At 73.8% G+C, this 18,711-nt stretch carries 16 protein-coding genes, 1 tRNA gene and 1 other RNA gene; 8 read left to right on the top strand and 10 right to left on the bottom strand.

The window, feature by feature from the left end; genetic code table 11:
- Positions 1-3: 3 nt before the first annotated feature.
- Positions 4-100: signal recognition particle sRNA small type (gene ffs, locus GC092_RS04200), an RNA gene on the bottom strand.
- A 42-nt stretch (positions 101-142) separates the two neighbouring features.
- Here ffs and GC092_RS04195 point away from each other — a divergent pair.
- Genes GC092_RS04195 through GC092_RS04185 form a run of 3 tightly spaced genes read left to right on the top strand, consistent with a single transcriptional unit; the run spans position 143 to position 4,558 of the window.
- Positions 143-1,105 carry an AAA family ATPase gene (locus GC092_RS04195; RefSeq protein ID WP_271174492.1) on the top strand — a complete coding sequence of 321 codons (963 nt, stop codon included), beginning with the start codon at positions 143-145 and terminating at the stop codon, positions 1,103-1,105.
- 5 nt (positions 1,106-1,110) lie between these two features.
- Positions 1,111-2,349 carry a DUF58 domain-containing protein gene (locus tag GC092_RS04190; protein ID WP_324014187.1) on the top strand — a complete coding sequence of 413 codons (1,239 nt, stop codon included), beginning with the start codon at positions 1,111-1,113 and terminating at the stop codon, positions 2,347-2,349.
- A complete protein-coding gene (locus GC092_RS04185) occupies positions 2,336-4,558 on the top strand; it encodes a transglutaminase TgpA family protein (protein WP_324014186.1) in 2,223 nt (740 codons plus the stop codon). Before GC092_RS04190 ends, GC092_RS04185 begins: the two co-directional genes overlap by 14 nt.
- Positions 4,559-4,570: 12 nt before the next feature.
- Here the strand turns inward: GC092_RS04185 and glgC are convergent, their stop codons facing one another.
- Positions 4,571-5,809 (bottom strand): glucose-1-phosphate adenylyltransferase, encoded by a 1,239-nt coding sequence (glgC, locus tag GC092_RS04180; protein ID WP_282980264.1) that lies wholly within the window; start codon positions 5,807-5,809, stop codon positions 4,571-4,573.
- A gap of 111 nt (positions 5,810-5,920) precedes the next feature.
- Here glgC and glgA point away from each other — a divergent pair, with 111 nt between their 5' ends.
- A complete protein-coding gene (gene glgA, locus GC092_RS04175) occupies positions 5,921-7,108 on the top strand; it encodes a glycogen synthase (protein ID WP_324014185.1) in 1,188 nt (395 codons plus the stop codon).
- Between the two features lie 54 nt (positions 7,109-7,162).
- On the opposite strand, the gene GC092_RS04170 is transcribed toward glgA, so the two are convergent.
- Positions 7,163-7,251 (bottom strand) — tRNA-Ser (locus GC092_RS04170).
- A gap of 196 nt (positions 7,252-7,447) precedes the next feature.
- Between GC092_RS04170 and GC092_RS04165 the strand changes: the two genes are divergently transcribed.
- Positions 7,448-8,137: an AAA family ATPase gene (locus GC092_RS04165; RefSeq protein WP_416383291.1), complete on the top strand. Its 690-nt coding sequence runs from the start codon at positions 7,448-7,450 to the stop codon at positions 8,135-8,137.
- A 45-nt stretch (positions 8,138-8,182) separates the two neighbouring features.
- Here GC092_RS04165 and GC092_RS04160 read toward each other — a convergent pair whose 3' ends face one another.
- The 5 genes from GC092_RS04160 to GC092_RS04140 all read right to left on the bottom strand — a co-directional run bounded on the left by GC092_RS04160 (position 8,183) and on the right by GC092_RS04140 (position 13,367).
- Positions 8,183-8,956: an alpha/beta fold hydrolase gene (locus GC092_RS04160; RefSeq protein WP_324014184.1), complete on the bottom strand. Its 774-nt coding sequence runs from the start codon at positions 8,954-8,956 to the stop codon at positions 8,183-8,185.
- Between the two features lie 102 nt (positions 8,957-9,058).
- Positions 9,059-9,538: a hypothetical protein gene (locus tag GC092_RS04155; protein ID WP_324014183.1), complete on the bottom strand. Its 480-nt coding sequence runs from the start codon at positions 9,536-9,538 to the stop codon at positions 9,059-9,061.
- A 67-nt stretch (positions 9,539-9,605) separates the two neighbouring features.
- A complete protein-coding gene (locus tag GC092_RS04150) occupies positions 9,606-10,583 on the bottom strand; it encodes a phosphodiesterase (protein WP_324014182.1) in 978 nt (325 codons plus the stop codon).
- 148 nt (positions 10,584-10,731) lie between these two features.
- The gene (locus tag GC092_RS04145) at positions 10,732-11,253 is read right to left on the bottom strand and encodes an O-acetyl-ADP-ribose deacetylase (RefSeq protein ID WP_324014842.1); all 522 of its coding nucleotides are present in this window, start codon (positions 11,251-11,253) and stop codon (positions 10,732-10,734) included.
- Positions 11,254-11,684: 431 nt separating this feature from the next.
- A complete protein-coding gene (locus GC092_RS04140; protein ID WP_324014181.1) occupies positions 11,685-13,367 on the bottom strand; it encodes a Na+/H+ antiporter in 1,683 nt (560 codons plus the stop codon).
- 253 nt (positions 13,368-13,620) lie between these two features.
- On the opposite strand from GC092_RS04140, the gene GC092_RS04135 reads away from it, so the two are divergent.
- Entirely contained in the window at positions 13,621-14,709 is a 1,089-nt protein-coding gene (locus GC092_RS04135) for a fatty acid desaturase family protein (protein WP_324014180.1), read from the top strand.
- 65 nt (positions 14,710-14,774) lie between these two features.
- Here the strand turns inward: GC092_RS04135 and GC092_RS04130 are convergent, their stop codons facing one another.
- Together GC092_RS04130 and GC092_RS04125 are read right to left on the bottom strand one after the other, a co-directional pair.
- Positions 14,775-16,250, bottom strand: a complete 1,476-nt coding sequence (locus tag GC092_RS04130) for an SPFH domain-containing protein (protein ID WP_271174504.1) — start codon at positions 16,248-16,250, stop codon at positions 14,775-14,777.
- A gap of 72 nt (positions 16,251-16,322) precedes the next feature.
- The gene (locus tag GC092_RS04125) at positions 16,323-17,837 is read right to left on the bottom strand and encodes an FAD-dependent oxidoreductase (RefSeq protein ID WP_324014179.1); all 1,515 of its coding nucleotides are present in this window, start codon (positions 17,835-17,837) and stop codon (positions 16,323-16,325) included.
- 167 nt (positions 17,838-18,004) lie between these two features.
- Between GC092_RS04125 and GC092_RS04120 the strand changes: the two genes are divergently transcribed.
- The gene (locus GC092_RS04120) at positions 18,005-18,268 is read left to right on the top strand and encodes a hypothetical protein (RefSeq protein WP_271174506.1); all 264 of its coding nucleotides are present in this window, start codon (positions 18,005-18,007) and stop codon (positions 18,266-18,268) included.
- Positions 18,265-18,696, top strand: coding sequence for a hypothetical protein (locus tag GC092_RS04115; RefSeq protein WP_271174507.1), 432 nt, complete (start codon positions 18,265-18,267; stop codon positions 18,694-18,696). Before GC092_RS04120 ends, GC092_RS04115 begins: the two co-directional genes overlap by 4 nt.
- The last annotated feature ends 15 nt before the right edge of the window (positions 18,697-18,711 follow it).

The raw sequence follows: 18,711 nt of genomic DNA, 5'->3' as shown, positions 1-18,711 counted from the left end.
GCATGAAAAGGCTCTCCGCGCACCCGACAGAGCCCGGTTACCCTTGCTACGTTTCCGTCCTGGGGGAGTTGGCCTGGATGCCGCCACGCGGAGAGCTGCAGATAGTCTAACCCCGAATGCGAGGTGGCCTGTGCCAGAGACCATGACGGCCGAGAGATTCCTCGAGGCGGCGAACGGGATCGCGCGCGCGATCTCGAGCGTGATCGACGGCAAGCCCGAGGCCGTCGACAGCGCCCTCATCTCGCTCCTGGCCGAGGGTCACCTGCTCATCGAGGATGTGCCGGGCGTCGGCAAGACGCAGCTCGCGCGCGCCCTCGCCGCCTCGATCGCGGCGAGCGTGCGACGGATCCAGTTCACGCCGGATCTCCTGCCCAGCGACGTCACGGGCGTGTCGGTCTTCGACCCGGTGAGCCGCGAGTTCGAGTTCAAATCGGGCGCGGTGTTCGCCAACGTCGTCATCGCCGACGAGATCAACCGCTCCTCCCCCAAGACGCAGTCGGCCCTGCTCGAGGCGATGGAGGAGGCGCAGGTCACGGTCGATGGGCGGACCCACCGGCTGCCGCGCCCGTTCCTCGTGGTCGCGACCCAGAACCCGCTCGAGATGGAGGGCACGTACGCGCTCCCCGAGGCCCAGCGCGACCGCTTCATGATGCGCATCTCGATGGGCTACCCGGATGCCGAGGCCGAGGCGCTCATGCTGCGCCAGCGCGACACCGCGAATCCGCTCGACGCGCTCACGGCGGTCGTCGACGTCGAGACGGTCGCGGCGCTCATCGCGTGGGCGCGCGCCGTGCACGTCGCGCCCGTCGTCGAGCAGTACGCGGTCGCGCTCGCGCAGGCCACGCGCCGCCATCCCGACCTCCGTCTGGGCGCGAGCCCGCGGGCGACCATCCAACTGGTCCGCGCGGCCAAGGTGCGCGCCGCGCTCGACGGGCGCGACTACGTCATCCCCGACGACCTCATGGCCCTGCTCACGCCCGTGTTCGCGCACCGTCTCATCCCGACGCGCGCGGCCGCCGCGCACCGCGGCGAGGCGGACGCGATCCCCGCGATCCTCGAGCGCATCGTGCACGCCGTCCGGGTCCCGCTCGCGACGGCGCGCTGAGCGCGATGCGCCGCCACCCGCTCACCGTGCGCGGCGCCGGGGCGCTCGCTCTCGGCGCCGCGCTCTTCGTCGCGGCGCACGCGGTGGGGTCGACAGAGGCCCTCGCGTACGCGATGCTCCTCTTCGCGCTCGTGGCGGCGTGCGCGCTCTCGCTGTACCTGCGCCGGAGCCCCGAGCGCATGATCCGGACGCTCCGCCCCGAGACCGTCGCGGTCGGCGAGGAGAGCACGGTCGCGCTGCGGATCTCGGGGCGGTCCCCGCTGCCCACGCCGGGCGGGACGTGGGCCGACGAGCTGCCGGGCGGCTTCGCGGGCGATGCGACCGGCGCGCTGCCCGCGTCGCTCCTGCCGAGCCGCGGCGCGTCCGGAGCGCTCGAGCTGACGTACGCGGTCACGGGAGTCCGCCGAGGCGCGTGGACTCTCGGGCCGCTCACGGTCGTCGAGCACGACCCGTTCGGCATCGCGCGCCGCACGCGACGTCTGGGCGGGATAACGCCCGTCACCGTGACGCCGCGCATCGTCCCGCTCTCGCCCCTGCCCCGCCTCGCGGGCGACTCGGGCGTCGCGCTCGCGAGCGCCGAGCGGCGCGGCCAGGGCAGCGACAACCTCATCCCCCGCCCGTACGCTCCAGGGGACTCGATGCGCCGCATCCACTGGCGCGCCTCCGCGCGGCTCGGGGAGTTCATGGTGCGGGAGGAGGAGCAGGAGGCGTCGCCGCAGGCAGTCGTCGTGCTCGACCGGGGCACGTCGCGCTGGTCGCCCTCCGCCGCGTCGCCCGGCGGCGACAGCGCGTTCGAGGCCGCGGTCTCGCTGTGCGTCTCGGCCGCGTGGCGCCTCGCGGCCGACGGCTACATCGTCCGGGTCATCGACGGCGACGGCGCGCCGCTCGCGTCGCTCGGCCAGCGCGGCGCGGCCCAGGGCGACGAGCGCGCCGAGCTCCTGCGCGCCTTCACGACGGTCGGGACGCGCTCCGCCGACACCCTGCCGCGCCTCGACGAGGTGCTCGCGGGCGTGACCACGGGGCCGCTCGTGCTCATCGCGGGGCGCCTCGAGCCATCCGACGCCGCGGTGCTCGCCCGCACGGCGCATCGCGGCGCGCTCCCCCTCCTGTTCGCATCCGCCCCGCAGCGCGACGCGCTCGACGAGGCCCGTCGCGCCGGATGGCGCTCTGTCGCGCTCGAGGCGGACGTCGAGGACGCATGGCTGCGCGCCGTGAACCCGGGGGCGCGATATGGACGCCGCTGAGCTGCGGGCGCGCGGGGCCGAGCGCCGCCGTCGTCCCGCCGACCCCGTGCTCGCCCTGTGGACGGCGATCGCCGTCCTCGCATCCGCCCTCCCGCTGACGAGGGTCGTCGTCCCGATCTGGCTCCCCCAGACGGTGTTCACGGTCGCGGTCGTGTGCGCCGCCGGCTACGCGGTCCGCCGCACGCGGCACCGCGCCTGGGCGTTCCTCGCCGAGGCGGCCGTGTGGATCGCGTGCGCGATGATCCTCCTGCCCGCCTCGGTGCCGCGGTACCTCGTCGTCCCCTCGCCGCAGACGCCGCGCGCGGTCGAGGCGCTCCTCGGCGCCGTGTGGGATGAGGTGCTCCACGGCGTCGCGCCGCTGCGGCCGTCGAGCGGACTCGCGTGGGTGATCACGGTCGCGGTCGGCCTCCTCGCGATCGCCATGTCGCACGTCGCCCTCACCGCACGGCTTCCCCTCCTCGCGGCGGTGGGGTTCATCACGGTGTCGCTCATCCCGTCGCTCGTCGTGCCGCAGCGCGTGGAGGCGGTCTTCTTCGTTCCGCTCGCGGTGTCGATCCTCCTCATGCTGCGCGCCGACACCCGCGCGCGCGATCCGCGGACGGGCGTCGGGCACACGGCATCCGCGTCCGTCGTCGCCGCGATCGTCGGCGCTGTCGCGGTCGTCGCCGCCATGGCCATCCCGCCCCTGCTCCCGCAGCCCGTCGCGCGCCCCGGATCCGGCTTCGGCCCCACGACGACCATCGACGCCGACCTCGATCTCGGCGCCAGCCTGCGCCAGCCCGCCCAGACCGAGGTGCTGCAGGTCAGGACGGCGGCCGGCGCGGCTCCGTACCTGCGCGTCGCGACCCTGTCGTCCTTCGACGGGGAGGTGTGGACGCCCGACACCGGCGCGCTCACCGCGGTCGGGGGCGGGCTGCCGCCGGTCGAGGAGATCGCGGTCGAGCGCGAGCGCGGCACGGCGTCCGTCGACATCACGCGGCTCACCGGCGGCTACCTGCCGGTGCCGTACGCGGCCGTCGAGCTCGAGGGCGTCGACGACGCGTGGTCGATGCTCACCGCGAACCGCACGCTCGTGACGAACTCGGCGTCCTCCCTCGGCGCCGAGTACACGGTGACGTGGGAGCGGCCCGACCCGACGCGGGAGCAGGCGCAGGCCGCGGCGATCGGCGAGGCGCCGGAGCAGGCGCTCGCACTGCCCGAGCTGCCGGCCGTGATCGGCGAGCTCGCTGCGGAGGTGACGGCCGACGCGCAGACCCCCTACGATGCCCTGCGCGCCCTGCAGGGCTGGTTCCGCGGAGGCGCGTTCCGGTACTCGCTCGAGGCGCCGGTCGCGGAGGGCTTCGACGGCTCGGGGGTCGACGCGATCGCCGACTTCCTCGAGGTGCGCGCGGGCTACTGCGTGCACTTCGCATCGTCGTTCGCCGTCATGGCGCGCACCCTCGGGATCCCCACGCGCGTCGTGGTCGGCTACCTGCCGGGAACGGCGACGGGCCCGCCGGCGGACGACGGGTCGGTGACGTACTCGGTCACGAGCGCACAGCTCCACGCGTGGCCCGAGGCGCATCTCGAGGGCATCGGCTGGGTGCCGTTCGAGCCCACGGCCTCCCTGGGCGTGCCCACGAACTTCCTTCCGCAGACGAGTGACGGCGGTCAGACGCCGGTCGAGGAGGACGAGCGCCCGAGCGACGCGCCCACGCCGACCGCGAGCGCGCGCCCCTCGACGGATCCGGGTGCGGGCGGCGCGGACGGCGCCGAGGTCGCCGCGTGGGATCCGCGCGGCGCCCTCGGCGCGATCGGCATCGCCATCCTCGCTCTGCTCGTCGTCGCGCTCCCCTTCGTCGTGCGGAGCGCGCGGCGGTCGCGGCGACTGAACGCCTCGGGAGCGGCCCGGTCGCGCGCCGTGTGGCTCGAGCTCGTCGACACCGCGATCGACGCGGGCGTCGACGTGCGCGCGAGCGAGTCGCCCCGTGCGCTCGGCCGGCGCCTCGTGACGCAGTGCGGAGCTCCCGAGGCGGATGTCGCGCTGCTCGTGGGCGCGGTCGAGCGCGCGTCGTACGCGCGGGCATCCGACGAGCTCCCCGCCGAGACCGCCGCGGGCGCTCTGCGCCGCATCCGGCGCGCGCTCCTGCCGGGCACGGCTGAGCGGGCGCGCGCGAGCGCGCTGCCGCGATCGCTCGTCGTGCGCCCTCGTGTGGAGGACGCGCTCTGAGCGCTCGCGCCGTCAGGACGCGGTGACCGTCGCGCCCTTTCCGACGAGGGTGATGCCGCTCGGCGTGATCGCGAAGCCGCGCGCCGCATCCGCCTCGCGAGAGAGGCCGATCGACGCGCCCGCCTCGACGACGACGTTCTTGTCGAGGATCGCGCGGCGCACGGTCGCCCCCGGCTTGATCCGCGCGTTCTCGAACACGATCGAGTCGCTCACGTGCGCGCCCGACTCGACGATGCCACCCGAGCCGAGCACGCTGCGCTCGATGTGCGCGCCCGAGATCACGGTGCCGCCCGCGACGATCGAGTCGATCACGGTGCTCAGCGTGCCCCGGGCGTCGCGCGTGAACTTCGCCGGCGGCAGGTTCACCTGCTGCGTGAAGATCGGCCACTCCTGGTTGTAGAGGTTGAACACAGGGAGCACCGAGATGAGGTCCTGGTGCGCCTCGAAGTACGAGTCGATCGTCCCCACGTCGCGCCAGTAGTAGCGATCGCGCGCCGAGGCGCCGGGCACGGTGTTCTGCTTCATGTCGTACACGCCGGCCGTGCCGCGCTCGACGAAGGCCGGGATGATGTCGCCGCCCATGTCGTGCTTCGAGTCGGCGCGCTCGCCGTCGCGCAGCACCTCCTCGATGAGCGCCTCGGCCGTGAAGACGTAGTTGCCCATCGAGGCGAGCACCTCGCGCGGCGAGTCGGGCAGGCCCTGCGGGTTCGACGGCTTCTCGAGGAACTCGCGGATGCGGCTCGGGTTCTCGGGGTCGATGTCGATGACGCCGAACTGGTCGGCGAGCGAGATCGGCTGGCGGATGGCCGCGACGGTCGCCTCGGCGCCCGAGGCGATGTGCGCCTCGATCATCTGGTCGAAGTCCATCCGGTAGACGTGGTCGGCGCCGACCACGACGATGTAGTCCGGGCGCTCGTCGTACACGAGGTTGAGGCTCTGCAGGATCGCGTCCGCCGAGCCCTGGTACCAGCGCTTCCCGAGCCGCTGCTGCGCGGGCACGGACGCGATGTAGGAGCCGAGCAGGCCGTTCATGCGCCACAGCTGCGAGATGTGGCGGTCGAGGCTGTGCGACTTGTACTGCGTGAGCACGACGATCTGCCGCAGCCCCGAGTTGATCAGGTTCGACAGCGCGAAGTCGATGAGGCGGTACTGTCCGCCGAAGGGCACCGCCGGTTTCGCCCGGTCCTCCGTGAGCGGCATCAGCCGCTTGCCTTCTCCGCCTGCGAGCACGATGCCGAAGTACTTGGACATGGCCTCACCCTAGTGAGAACCGGAGGAGAAAGGCAGGCTCGAATCGCGGGGAGAAATGTGCAATTCTCGACCTGTTCCCCGCGCGGCCTCCAGCGGCGCTAGGTTGACTGCATGCGAGTCGATCTCCTCTCCCGCGAGTACCCGCCCGAGGTGTACGGCGGTGCCGGCGTGCACGTCGCCGAGCTCGTCAGAGCGCTCCGCCGAGATCTCGACGTCGTCGTGCGCGCGTTCGGCGCTCCGCGCGACGAGGAGGGCGTCTTCTCGTACGGGACGCCCGCCGAGCTCTCGGGCGCGAACGGAGCCCTGCAGACCATGGGCACCGACCTCCTCATCGCCCGCGATGTCGAGGGCGCCGACCTCGTCCACTCGCATACCTGGTACGCGAACTTCGCCGGACACGTCGCGAAGATGCTCCACGGCATCCCGCACGTGGCCACCGCCCACAGCCTCGAGCCGCTGCGCCCGTGGAAGGCCGAGCAGCTCGGCGGCGGCTATCGCCTGTCGAGCTGGATCGAGCGCGAGGCCCTCACCTCGGCCGACGCGGTCGTCGCGGTCAGCGAGGGCATGCGCCGCGACCTGCTGCGGGTGTACCCCGAGCTCGAGCCCGAGCGCGTGAAGGTCGTCTACAACGGCATCGACCTCGACGGCTGGCAGCGCGTCGACGACCCGGACACCGTGCGCGCCCTGGGCGTCGACCCCGGCCGCCCCTCGATCGTGTTCGTCGGCCGCATCACGCGGCAGAAGGGGCTGCCGTACCTGCTCCGCGCGGCGCGCGCCCTGCCGCCCGAGGTGCAGCTCGTGCTTTGCGCGGGCGCTCCCGACACGGCCGAGATCATGGCCGAGGTCGAGGGCCTCGTCGCCGAGCTGCGCGCCGAGCGCAACGGCGTCGTCTGGATCGACCGCCACCTGCCCCGCCCCGAGCTGTGCGCCCTGCTGAGCGCGGCCACGACGTTCGTCTGCCCCTCGGTGTACGAGCCGCTCGGCATCGTGAACCTCGAGGCCATGGCCTGCGGTGCACCGGTCGTCGGCACGGGCACCGGCGGCATCCCCGAGGTCGTCGCGGACGGCGTGACGGGAGCGATCGTCCCGATCGAGCAGGTGGACGACGGAACGGGCACCCCGATCGACCCCGAGCGCTTCGTCGGCGACCTCGCGGCTGCGCTCACCGAGATGGTGTCCGACCCCGATCGCGCGCGTGCGCTGGGGGCCGCAGGGCGCGAGCGCGCCGAGCGCGAGTTCTCGTGGACCGCGATCGCCGACCGCACCCGCGCGCTGTACGCCGACGTCCGCGGCGTGTAGCTCCCGCTGGCATGTCAGAGGCCCCGTCCGGCGAACCGGACGGGGCCTCTTCTGCGGAAGCGACAGGATTTGAACCTGCGATGCGAGTTACCCCGCATACTTGGATTCCAGCCAAGCTCCTTAGGCCTCTCGGACACGCTTCCAGAGGAAGACCTTATCACGCGAGCCCGCGCCCCTCCTGCCGCGCCTCCTCGGGAGGCCGCTCCCTGGCATGTCTCGAATTTGCAGGCAATCGCGGCCCGTAAGGCTGCACAAGTGAGACATGCCGCCGGTCCGGGGCGCGGGGCAGGCTAGGGTCGCCGTGTGGATGCGCGCCCCTTCTCCCGCCGGGCCCTCCCCGTGCGCAGAATCGAGGCGCACCCGCTCGCGCCCGCCGATCTGCGGCGCTGGCCCGCCACGCTCGGGCCCGTCCGGCAGGTGCTCGAGGAGGGACTGGACCTCGGCGCCGTGACGGTGCTCACGGGCGAGAACGGCGTCGGCAAGTCGACCCTGGTCGAGGCTCTCGTCACGGCATACGGCCTCAACGCAGAGGGCGGCTCGAGCGGCGCCCTGCACGCCACGCGCGCGTCGGAGTCCGACCTCGGCGACCACCTGCAGCTCGTGCGCGGGGCCGGTGCGCCGAGGAAGGGCTTCTTCCTGCGGGCGGAGACCATGCACGGGTTCTACACGTATCTCGAGGACATCGGGATGGGCGCCCCGCTTCACGAGCGCAGCCACGGCGAGTCGTTCCTCGACCTGGTCTCCGAGCGCCTGCGCATCCGCGGGCTGTGGGTGCTCGACGAGCCGGAATCCGCTCTCTCCGTCTCCGGCTGCCTCGCGCTTCTCGGGCTGCTGCGCGACCTCGTCGCGGACGGCTCGCAGATCGTCCTCTCGACGCACTCCCCGGTGCTCGCCGCATTCCCCGGAGCCGACCTGCTCGAGCTCGGCTCGTGGGGCATCCGTCGATGCGCGTACGACGACCTCGACCTCGTGCGGACGTGGCGATCGTTCCTCGACTCCCCCGGCCGGTTCCTGCGTCACCTGGAGTGAACGCGTCGAACCCGTCGCGGGCGGGTGAGCCGGGCGCGGGGGCGGTCAGCCCATCCGCTCGGCGACGATGCGCGCGGTCGCCGCGGGATCGGGGCGGTGCATGACGGACTCCGGCACCACGACGAGCTCGGCATCGGGGCGCGCTGCGGCGAGGCGGTCGGCCGCTTCGACGAGCACGGGGAACGTCTGCTCCCCGCGCAGGATCACGATCGGCTGCCCGACCTCGAGCATCGCGGCGGTCGGCCCTCCCGCATCCCGGACGAGCCGCGCGTCGTAGACGGTCGACTGCGCGAGCGGCGCGAGGAGCGTGAGTGCGCCCCGCGCCCGCATCCCCTCGACCATCTCGCGCGGAAGCCCGACGCCCTCGACCTGGAATGTCGCGACCGCGTCCTCGAGGGCGCCGTCGTCGACGAGCGCCTGGAGACGATCGGGGAGGTCGTGCGGCGCCGGCTCTCCTGCGTGGAGCGGGGGCTCCGAGAGGAACAGCCGGCGGATGGGCACCCCCAGCGACGCCGCGAACAGCGCGAGCACGGCGCCCGACGAGTGCCCGAGCACCGCGGCGTCGCCGCCCGCGGCCTCGATCACGGCCGCGAGGTCCTCGCTCTCGCGCTCGGGGACGGAGTCGCGTGCGTCGCCGCTGTCACCGCGCGCGCGTCGGTCCCAGGTGACGGCCCGCAGGCCGGAGGCCGCGAGCGCCTCGGCGAGGCCCGAGGCGTCCGCCGCGGTCGAGAGCGCGCCGTTGACGATGACGACCGTGGGCCCGTCGCCGAGGGTGCGGAACGCGATGGGGGTGCCGTCTGCCGAGGTGACCGTGTCCATGACCCCAGCGAACCATGCACCGCCGACATCCGGAACCGGTCCTGGTCGCGAACGGCCGCGATCCGCCGCCGTCAAGCGGCCGGAAGCGGCAGGTGATCCGCCTCAGCCGCAGTTCGGGCAGACGCCCGTGAGCGGCATCTCCATGAAGCAGGTCGGGCAGACGTCGGCCGCGCGCTCGGGCACGACGGGCTTGCGGACCGTCTCGCGGCGCGGCGCGCTCGAGCGCGCCGGCGCGACGCGCACGGCGTGCGTCACGGGGTGCGTGACACCCCACGAGCCGTGGAAGCGGCGGCTCGGCCAGCGCTCGAGGTCGCCCGCGAGGCGGGCGGCGTCGGACTCCGACCGGAAGCCGTTCGTGTAGCCCGCGTGCACCTCGAGTGCGGCGCTGCCGCGGCGCTCGATCTTGAAGTACGTGCGGTACCCGACGAAGCCCGTGACGTCGGAGCCGTCCACGATGCGGCGGATGACCGCCTGGTTCTCGGGCGGCGTCCCGTGCTTCTGGAAGGCCTCGTCGAGCGTCGCGTACCGCTTCGCGCGCCCCTCCCGGCCCTGGTCCACGCTGGTCTCCGGCGATTGGCTCACGATGCGCTCCTTCTCCCCACCCTTCGACGGTACCCGCGCCGGGCGCTCGACAGGAACGCGTGTCGCGTCACCGGGCCACGGGCAGCGGGAGCGCCGCCGCGGGCTCGCTCCCGACGGGCGACGGGATGGCGCGCCGCGCCCACTCGGGCGCGTCCGGGTTCGCGGACGGCGGGATCACCACGCCCTCCTCCTCGAGGCGGCGCGCGGTCGCCGCCTCGTCGACGAAGCGCCCCACCGTCGCCGCGCCGGCGGCCGGCACCACCGTGTGCATCACCGTGCGCTCGTAGACGTGGACGAAGTTGACGCTCTGTGCCGCATCCCTTCCGCGCGTCCCGCGGCCGGGCGTGAAGAGGTCCTGCGTGTAGCAGGTCGACGAGGCGACCGACACGGGGATGCCCTCGAACCCCGCGGTCGTGCTGTAGTGCAGGTGCCCCGCGAGGATGGCCCGCACATCCGTGCCGCGCAGGACGTCGGCGAGGGCCGCCTGGTCGCGCAGCTCGACCGTGACGGCGAGGTCCTGCAGGCACGGGACGGGCGGGTGGTGCATCGCGAGGATCGTCCCCTCGGGCGCGGGCGTCGCGAGCACGTCGGCGAGCCAGGCGAGCTGTCCCGGCTCGAGCTCGCCGTGCGCGTGCCCCGGCACGGTCGAGTCCAGGACGACGAGCCGCAGCCCGCCGAGCCACTCGACGCGGTCCAGCGGCTCGGTCGTCGGCGCGGCGTCGAGGAGCGTGCGCCGCAGCGTCGCGCGGTCGTCGTGATTGCCCATGACCCACACGATCCGCGCGTCCATCTCCGCGGCCGCGCGCTCCACGATGTCGCGCAGCTCGACGTACGCCTCGGGCTCGCCCCGGTCGGCCAGATCGCCCGTGAACACGAGCGCCTCGGGGCGGATGCCCGTCCCGGCCAGCGAGCCGAGCAGCTCGCGCAGGCGCTCGCTCGCCTCGGCGACGCCGCACAGGCGCTCCCCCGGCATGACGAGATGCGTGTCCGAGATGTGGACGAGGAAGTGATCGGGCAGCGGATGCTCGGACTGGCGGATGGGCACGGGGTTCCCTCTCGTCGGCGGCGGGCGCCGGCAGGGCTCTCGGGGCCGGCTCCGCCTCGCCCGCAGGGTGCCTCCTCGGGATGTCGCCCGGCTGGCGCGGCGGCGACGCGCCGGTGAACGGGGCGTCGCCGCCCGGCGAACGAGACGCTCAGCCGCGCGGAGGCCGGCCGAGCGTCTCGATCGCCGCGGCGACCCGCGCGTGCGTCTCCGCATCGCGCGCGACGATGCGCACGTCCTCCGCCCGCGTGCGCGACGCCGCGATCGTCTCCACGGCAGCCGCGATCGCATCGTCCCGAGGCCATCCGTAGATGCCCGCGCTGATGAGCGGGAAGGCGACGCTGCGCGCACCGAGCTCGTCCGCGACCGCGAGCGCTCGCCGATAGCAGGACTCCAGGAGCGTGCGGTCGCGCTCGCCCGCCGCGTGGTTCGGGCCGACGGTGTGCACGACCCACCGCGCAGGCAGGCGACCGGCGGTCGTCCACCCCGCGTCGCCCGTCGCGAGCCCGTGCGGGAACCGCGCGATGCATGCGCGCAGGATCTCGGGGCCGCCCGCGCGGTGGATGGCGCCATCGACGCCGCCGCCTCCGCGCATCGCCCTGCTCGCCGCGTTGACGACGACGTCCACCTCCTGCTCCGTGATGTCGCCCAGAACGGCGCTGATGGCCGTCATGCGGCGGCCCCGCGTCTCGGCGGCCTCGCGCAGGGCCTGCGATAGCTGCGGGCTCAGCCGCGGCACGTCCTCGATCGGCACCGCGAGCGCCTGGAGCGTGCGGCTGAAGAGGTTGCGCGCCCCTGCGGCGAGCGCGATGTCGACGATCTGCCGGTCGGAGAAGCCGACGGCCCGCAGCCGCGCCGAGTCGTCGTCCGTCATCGAGAACGCCGCGTGCGCCGCGGGGTTCACCGCCATCGCGCGGGTATGGCTGAACACGAGGCCGTCCGCCTCGAGGTCGTGTGCGTACATGGCCGCGACCTGCGGGTCGGGGTCGTCCTCATGGGGCGTCGAGATGATCATGCCCGCCTCCTGACTGCGTCGGATGCGACCAGGATGCTCCCGCATCGCCTCCGCGTCGAGGGGATCAGCTCTCGATGGCGCGACCGGGGTCAGGCGACGGGCTCGATGCCCGTGAGCCGCAGTTCCTCGAGGTCGAGCCGCGCCTGGATGCGGTTCACGACGCCGTCGTCGACCGAGCCGTCGGCCCGGAGACCGTAGAGCACCTCCCGCTTGCGCGCGAGCAGCGCGAGCCGGAGACGCGTGTGCTCCTCGTGCCGCGTGATCGGCGACATCGTGAGCACCTCGATCGCCGCAGCCTCGGCGGCGCGCTCGGCGTCGTCGGACGGGCCGAGCATCCCCTCGAGCACGGCCACCTCGCGGTCGACGCGCTCCTGCTCGCGCGCCTGACGCTGCGCGTTCGCGAGCTCGAGCGCCTCCGAGACGTCGTCGCGGATGCGGTCGCGCACCTCGTCGCTCACCGCGTGCGCGGCCGCGAGCTCGTCGAGCGACGCGAGCGCCGCACCCGTGATGGCCCGCTGCGCGAGCTCGTACTCCTCGTCGCTCGCCCGGTCCTCCGGAAGGCGCGCCCAGCGCACGACGACGGGGAGGAGCGGCCCCTGCACGAGCAGGGTGAGCACGATGACGCCCGCCGTGACGAACACGATGTCCTCGCGCCCCGCGAGCGCGGAGCCGTCCGCGGTCGCGAGCGGAACGGACAGCGCGATCGCGAGCGAGACGGCGCCCCGGAAGCCCGCGACCGTGCTGACCACCCGCGCGCGATGGCTCATCCGCCGCTCGCGCTGCGACGGACGGCGATCGAGCAGACGGATCATCGTGACCGTGGTCATCTGGAACGCGAACCGGACGACGAGCGTCACGAGCCACACGACGACCGTGACGCCCAGGAGCCGGCCGACCTCGCGCGCGTCGATCGTGTGCGCGACATGCTGCACCTCGAGCCCGATGAGCACGAACAGCGCGCCGTTGAGGAGGAACGTCCCGAGCGGCCACGCGGCCTCGGTCTGGCGCCGTGAGGCGGCCGTCGTCGTGCGCGGCGCGACCCAGGCCGCGATGAGCCCCGCCACGACGACCGCGAGCACGCCCGACGCGTGGACGAGCTCGGCGACGAGGAACGCCGCGAACGGCGTGAGGAGGAGCGCGATGTTGATCGTCAGCGCGTCGCGCAGGCGGCGCATGAGCAGGTAGGCGACGCCCGCCACCGCGAGGCCCGCCACGACCCCGCCCGCGTACGACAGCACGACGAGGCCCGTGATGGTCCACGGCGTGTACTGGCCTCCGACCGCGACGCCGACGGCGACCGACGAGATGACGAGGGCGGTGCCGTCGTTCGTGAGGCTCTCGGCCTTCAGCACCATGAAGTTCCGGTGCGGCAGGGTCCGCCCGAGCGCGGCGACCGCCGTCGCGTCGGGAGGGGCGACCGCGGCGCCGAGGATGAGGGCGATCTCCCACGGCAGGCCCATCAGGTGCGCGGCGCCCGCGACCGCGAACGCGGTCGCGACGACGAGGAGCGTGCTCATCAGCACGATGCCGCGCAGGTCGCGCCGGATGGCCCTGAGCGAGGTCGTGAGGCTCTCCCAGAAGAGCATGACCGGCAGGAAGAGCAGGAGCACCGTCTCGGGCGGCAGCTGCACCTCGCGCAGCTCGGGCACGAACCCCAGCACGAGTCCGAACGCGAGCAGCAGCAGGGGAACCGCGACGCGCAGCCGCGGAGCGACCAGCGCTCCGACGAGCACGGCGGCGCCCAGGAGCACGGTGATCTCGAGTCCGTCCATCGGTGTCCTCTCTCCCTGGCGCGGCCCACGCCGAGGGGATGACGTTCGCAACGACGCGCGGCGCCCGCGCATTCCGGCGGACCGCCCCCTGGGCATCTCCGGCGCATCCCCTGGCACGTCCCTCCGTATGCGCGACGCCGCATACGGCGAGGGCTAGCCTGAGACCAGCGATCGGCATCCGCCCTTGGCTCCAGGAGCCGAACGGCTGCCGACACGACAGGAGAAGTCCATCTCCCTCACCCAGACCGCACCCGTGGCCTCCCGTCTCGGCGCTGTGCGCCAGACCTACTCCGGAACAGAGACGTTCCCTCCGATGGCCAAGGCGTACACGAAGGTGTCGCAGGTCGTGCGCGAGACGGGGCTGCTGCGCCGCGCCCGCGTCTTCTACGCCCTCGTCGGCGCCGGGATCCTCGTCGCCCTCGGCGGCGCGATCGCCGGTTTCCTGCTCCTCGGCGACAGCTGGTTCCAGCTGCTCATCGCGGGCGCGCTCGGCGTCATCTTCACGCAGGTGGCGTTCCTCGCGCACGAGGCCGCGCACCGCCAGATCCTCGCGAGCGGCCCCGCGAACGACCGCCTCGCCCGCATCCTCGCCGGCAGCATCGGCATGAGCTACGCCTGGTGGGACGCCAAGCACAGCCGTCACCACGCGAACCCGAACCGCGTCGGCAAGGACCCCGACATCGAGATCGACACGATCTCGTTCGTCGAGGAGGACGCCGCCGGGGCGAGGGGCCTGCGCCGCCTCATCACGCAGCGGCAGGGCTGGCTGTTCTTCCCGCTCCTCACGCTCGAGGGCGTCAATCTGCACTACCTGAGCCTGAAGCACCTGCTGTCTCGCGGCCCGGTCAAGGGACGCTGGACCGAGCTCGGCATCATCGCGCTGCGCTTCGCGCTCCTCCTGACGCCGCTCTTCCTCCTGCTCCCGGTGGGCATGGCCTTCGCCTTCCTCGGCGTGCAGCTCGCGGTCTTCGGCGTGTACATGGGCGCGTCCTTCGCGCCGAACCACAAGGGGATGCCGGTCATCGCGCCCGATGCGAAGCTCGACTTCTTCTCGAAGCAGGTCCGCACCTCGCGCAACATCGCGGGCGGATGGTGGGCCACCTGGCTCATGGGCGGGCTCAACTACCAGGTCGAGCACCACCTCTTCCCGAGCATGCCGCGCCCCCACCTCGCCAAGGCGCGCGAGATCGTCCGCGACTTCTGCGCGACGAACGACGTGCCGTACACCGAGACGAGCCTGCTGCGCTCGTACGGCATCGTCATCGCCTACCTCAACCGCGTGGGCCTGGCCGCGCGCGACCCCTTCGACTGCCCCATGGCGTCGCAGTACCGGCGCGCCTGAGCCGCCCGGACAGCAGAGGGGCCCGTCACCGCGGTGACGGGCCCCTCTGCTGTCCGATGAGCGGGTCAGGCGGGAGCGTCTGATGGCGCGGAGGCGCCTCCCGCCTCCGGCGACGTCGCCGACGCGGCCGTGTGCTCCGCGGCGGGCGCCGCAGCGGGCTCAGCCGACGCGGCGTCGTCGGCGCGCTGGCCCGCGGCCATCCCGCGTCCGACCGCGTGTCCCTGGATGACGGCCGACAGGTCGACGCCGGTCGCCGCGCGGACGCTGTCGAACATCGACCGCATGCCGGCCGCCGTCTCCCCCGCGAGGTGCGCGCTCGCGCCATCCGCACCGCCGCCCGAGAGCACCGTGACGGAGCCGACGTTCGCGTAGCCCTTCGCGAACTCCGTCATCATCGGCACGAGCGCGTCGAGCGCGCGCTGGGCGAGGAACGCGTCCTGGTTCTTCGCGAGCGCCGCCGCTTCGGCCTCGATGGCCGCCGCCCGCGCGTCGCCCTCGAGGCGGACGGCCTCGGCGTCGGCCTCGGCCTTGATCCGGATGGCCCGCGCCTCCTGCTCGGCGATCAGAGCCTCGGCCTCGGCCTCCTTGACGCGCGCGTACGCGTCGGCGTCGGCCCGCTTCTGCCGCTCGTAGAGCGCCGCGTCGGCGACGCGCTTGACGTCGGCGTCGAGCTCGGCCTGCTTGTTCTCGGCCTCCTGCATGAGGACGCCCTGCTGAGCCTTCGCCCGCGCGAGGGCCTCCGCCTGCTCGGCCTCGGCGCGCGCCTGGCCGACCTCCGCCGCGGCCGACGCGGTGTTGCGGTCGAACGCAGTCTGCTCGACGAGCGTCTCCTCGCTCGTCGCGATCTCGCGCGCCTTGATCTCGCGCTCGGCGTTGATCCGGGCGATCTCCGCCTGGCGCTTGACCTTGGAGACCTCCTCGGCGCCCAGGGCGTCGATGTAGCCGTTCTGGTCGGTGATGCCCTGGATCTGGAAGCTGTCGAGCACGAGGCCCTGGTCCTCCAGGTCGCTCTTGATGAGCGTCGCGATCTGGTCGGACAGCTCCTGGCGGTCGCGCATGAGCTGCTCGACCGTGAGCGTCGCGACGACGCCGCGCAGAGCGCCCTCGAGCTGCTCGGTCGTGAAGACCTCGATCGCGTCGTCCTGCGAGACGAAGCGCTCGGCGGCGCTCGCGATCGCCTCCGGCGTGGAGCCGATCTTCACGAGCGCGACTCCCGTGACGTCGACCGTCACGCCCTGGATCGACTGCGCGGTCGGCTTGACCATGATCTGCCGCGCCCGCAGCGAGAGCGTCTCCGCACGCTGCGTGATCGGGTTGACGATCGCGCCGCCGCCGCGGATCACCGCGACGTTCGACGAGGTGCCGTCCTTCGCCTTCTGCTTCTTGCCGACGATGATGAGCGCCTCGTCGGCGCGCGCGACCTTGTACCACGCGCGCAGCACGAGCGTTCCGATGAGCGCCGCCACCGCGAGGACGACGACCACGATCACGACGGCGACGACGATGCCGATGCTCCCGGCCGTGTCGACGATTCCGTCCATGCACTACCCCCTTCGGCCGACCGCGGCGCGCCGGGTGCGGGCGCGTCGGACGCGGACGGTCTCGGGGCCACCCTATCGAGCCGGCGCGTCGTCCATCCGGGCGAGGTCCTGCGTCGCGGGGCCCTCGAGCACGCGGCCCTCGGGATCGAAGCGCGATGCGTGCAGCGGGCAGTCCCACGAGCGCTCGGCCGGGTTCCACTGCAGGATGCCGCCGAGGTGGGTGCAGACGCCGGAGACCGCGCACAGTCGCCCGTCCACGCGCGAGACCGCGACGGGATGCGCGCCCCGGGTCTCCACGCGCCCCTCGCCCTCCGCGGGCGGCTCGGCATCGCGGCTCACGAGCGCCTTCGTCCATCCGCTCGCCATCTCCTTCGCCACGCGCGCGTTCGCGCCGACCGCCGTCGCGGCGTCCCGCACGCCCACCTGCGGCGAGCGCAGCCCGTCGACCCAGCTCGGGCGCTCGCCGAGGATCTCGCCCGCCATCGCGAGCGCGGCCGCCGCCCCGTTCGCCATGCCCCACTTGTCGTATCCGGTCGCTGTGAGGACCCGCCCGTCCGTTCCGGGCTCGGCGCCCGCGAAGGGCAGCCGGGTGATCGTGCGGTAGTCCTGCGCCGCCCACCACGTGACGCGGCGGGCCCCGGGGAAGGCCTCGGCGGTCCACGCGTCGATGTCGGCGAGCATGGCGCCCGCGTCGCCGCGGCCGGTGCGGAACCCGCCCCCGCCGACGAGCAGGAGGCGCCCGCCCGCGCCGTCGTCGGCGGTGCGCAGCGATCGGGCCTGCGGGTCGACCGAGAGGTGCATGCCCTCCGGCAGCGGGCCGTCCACGGCATAGGCGCCGACGACCGAGCGCGACGGCTCGAGCCGCGCGAAGAACCCGGCGCGGTCGATCGCGGGCGACCCCGTCGCGACGACGAGGTGGGCCGCGGCGAGCACGCCGCGTGTCGTGGCGACGCCCACGCCGTCGGGAGCGTCCTCGAGGCCCGTGACGCGGCATCCCTCGACGATCGTGCCGCCGCGGCTGCGCAGCTCGGCCGCGAGCGCCGCGAGGACGCGGCGCGGGTGCAGGGCCGCCTGCCCCTCCATGCGCAGCGCGCGCGAGACGGCGAAGGGCAGGCCGGTCTGCTCGGTGGGCCCCCAGACCGCGTCGACGCCAGAGGCCTCGAGCGCCTCGGCCTCCCGCTCGAGCGCCGCATCGCCCTCGTCGGTGGTCGAGAAGGTGAACGCCGGCTCGTCGCGCAGGGCGCCGTCGACGGACTCCGCGATCGCACGCAGCCAGTCCGCTCCCGCGCGCTGAGCGGCGGCGTAGGCGCGCAGCGCCTCGACGCCGGCGTGCGCGCGGATCTCTCCGTACACCGAGCCCTGCAGGAGCGACAGCTTCGCGGTCGTGTTGCCCGTCGCGACGGCGCCGACCGTGCGCGCCTCGCACACCGCGACGCGCCGACCGGCGCGCGCGAGCGCCACCGCGGTCGCGAGTCCGGTCAGCCCCGCACCTGCCACGACGACGTCCGGGTGGAGCACGTGCTCGCGGTCGACGGGGATGGGCGGACCGGTGCGGATCCACAGCGGCTCGGGCGCGACGTGCGTCATCGGGTGTCCTCTCTCGATGACCCCACCCTGCCCTGTGTGCGCGCGAGAGGGCCAGCGGGTTGACACCCTCCGGCACGCGCCCTATCGGCCAGGGCCGAGACGCTGTCAACCCCTGGCGGGCGGACGCGCCGCGCGGCACTCTGGAGACACCGAGCGAGGAGGACGACATGGCTCACGTCGAAGGAACCGACCCCGACATCCAGACCCGGCCCATCGAGCCGGCGCCCACGCGGCACGAGGTCCCGGCGGATGCGGACCTCGATGCGCTCGAGGACGACCGCGACCCGGCCGACCTCGCGGACGACCGAGGACCGCTGCCCGAGACCGCGGCCGATCATCCCGTGCTCCCGGACGACGAGCGCGAGGTCGACGACGGGTACCTGGGCGAAGAGGATGTCTTCATCGCGGACGACGAGGAGGGCATCCGATGACCTCCGAGCAGCACGACCGCGCGGCGCACGAGGTGCCGGCGGGGCGCGGCGGCGCCGACAGCGGGGCCGCCGACCTCGTCGACGTCGAGGGCACGGCGCCCGCGTCGCCCGAGGAGGGCGACCAGAACGACATCGCGGGTGTCGGGCCCGCGGGCCCCGAGGACGACAGGGGCCTGCAGACCGAGCCGCGCGAGGACACGCACGACACGACCTCCGACGAGCGCGTGCGCGGCATCCTCGTGCAGGTGCAGGGCGACCTCGCGACCGGCCGCGCGTCGGAGGAGGAGCTGCGGCGGATGCTCCGCCGGCGCCTCGACGACGCGGGAATCGAGCTGGGGGACGAGCAGTTCGACGGTCTCATCCGCGAGGCCGTCTCCGGCGAGCCCGACACGACGATCGAGGGCGCCGAGCCCGGCGCCGACGCCTGAGAGCCGCGGGCGCGG

The organism is Microbacterium sp. JZ37, assembly GCF_035188445.1.
GTDB classification, from domain to species: Bacteria; Actinomycetota; Actinomycetes; order Actinomycetales; family Microbacteriaceae; genus Microbacterium; species Microbacterium barkeri.
This window is presented reverse-complemented; position numbering and strand designations above follow the sequence as displayed.

Bases quoted from the DNA above. Each gene is read 5' to 3' on its own strand.
- GC092_RS04190 (WP_324014187.1), top strand. From the start codon at position 1,111: ATGCGCCGCCACCCGCTCACCGTGCGCGGCGCCGGGGCGCTCGCTCTC.
- GC092_RS04115 (WP_271174507.1), top strand. From the start codon at position 18,265: ATGACCTCCGAGCAGCACGACCGCGCGGCGCACGAGGTGCCGGCGGGG.
- GC092_RS04140 (WP_324014181.1), bottom strand. From the start codon at position 13,367: ATGGACGGACTCGAGATCACCGTGCTCCTGGGCGCCGCCGTGCTCGTC.
- GC092_RS04125 (WP_324014179.1), bottom strand. From the start codon at position 17,837: ATGACGCACGTCGCGCCCGAGCCGCTGTGGATCCGCACCGGTCCGCCC.
- GC092_RS04195 (WP_271174492.1), top strand. From the start codon at position 143: ATGACGGCCGAGAGATTCCTCGAGGCGGCGAACGGGATCGCGCGCGCG.
- GC092_RS04130 (WP_271174504.1), bottom strand. From the start codon at position 16,250: ATGGACGGAATCGTCGACACGGCCGGGAGCATCGGCATCGTCGTCGCC.
- GC092_RS04145 (WP_324014842.1), bottom strand. From the start codon at position 11,253: ATGACGGCCATCAGCGCCGTTCTGGGCGACATCACGGAGCAGGAGGTG.
- GC092_RS04185 (WP_324014186.1), top strand. From the start codon at position 2,336: ATGGACGCCGCTGAGCTGCGGGCGCGCGGGGCCGAGCGCCGCCGTCGT.
- glgC (WP_282980264.1), bottom strand. From the start codon at position 5,809: ATGTCCAAGTACTTCGGCATCGTGCTCGCAGGCGGAGAAGGCAAGCGG.
- GC092_RS04120 (WP_271174506.1), top strand. From the start codon at position 18,005: ATGGCTCACGTCGAAGGAACCGACCCCGACATCCAGACCCGGCCCATC.
- GC092_RS04160 (WP_324014184.1), bottom strand. From the start codon at position 8,956: ATGGACACGGTCACCTCGGCAGACGGCACCCCCATCGCGTTCCGCACC.
- glgA (WP_324014185.1), top strand. From the start codon at position 5,921: ATGCGAGTCGATCTCCTCTCCCGCGAGTACCCGCCCGAGGTGTACGGC.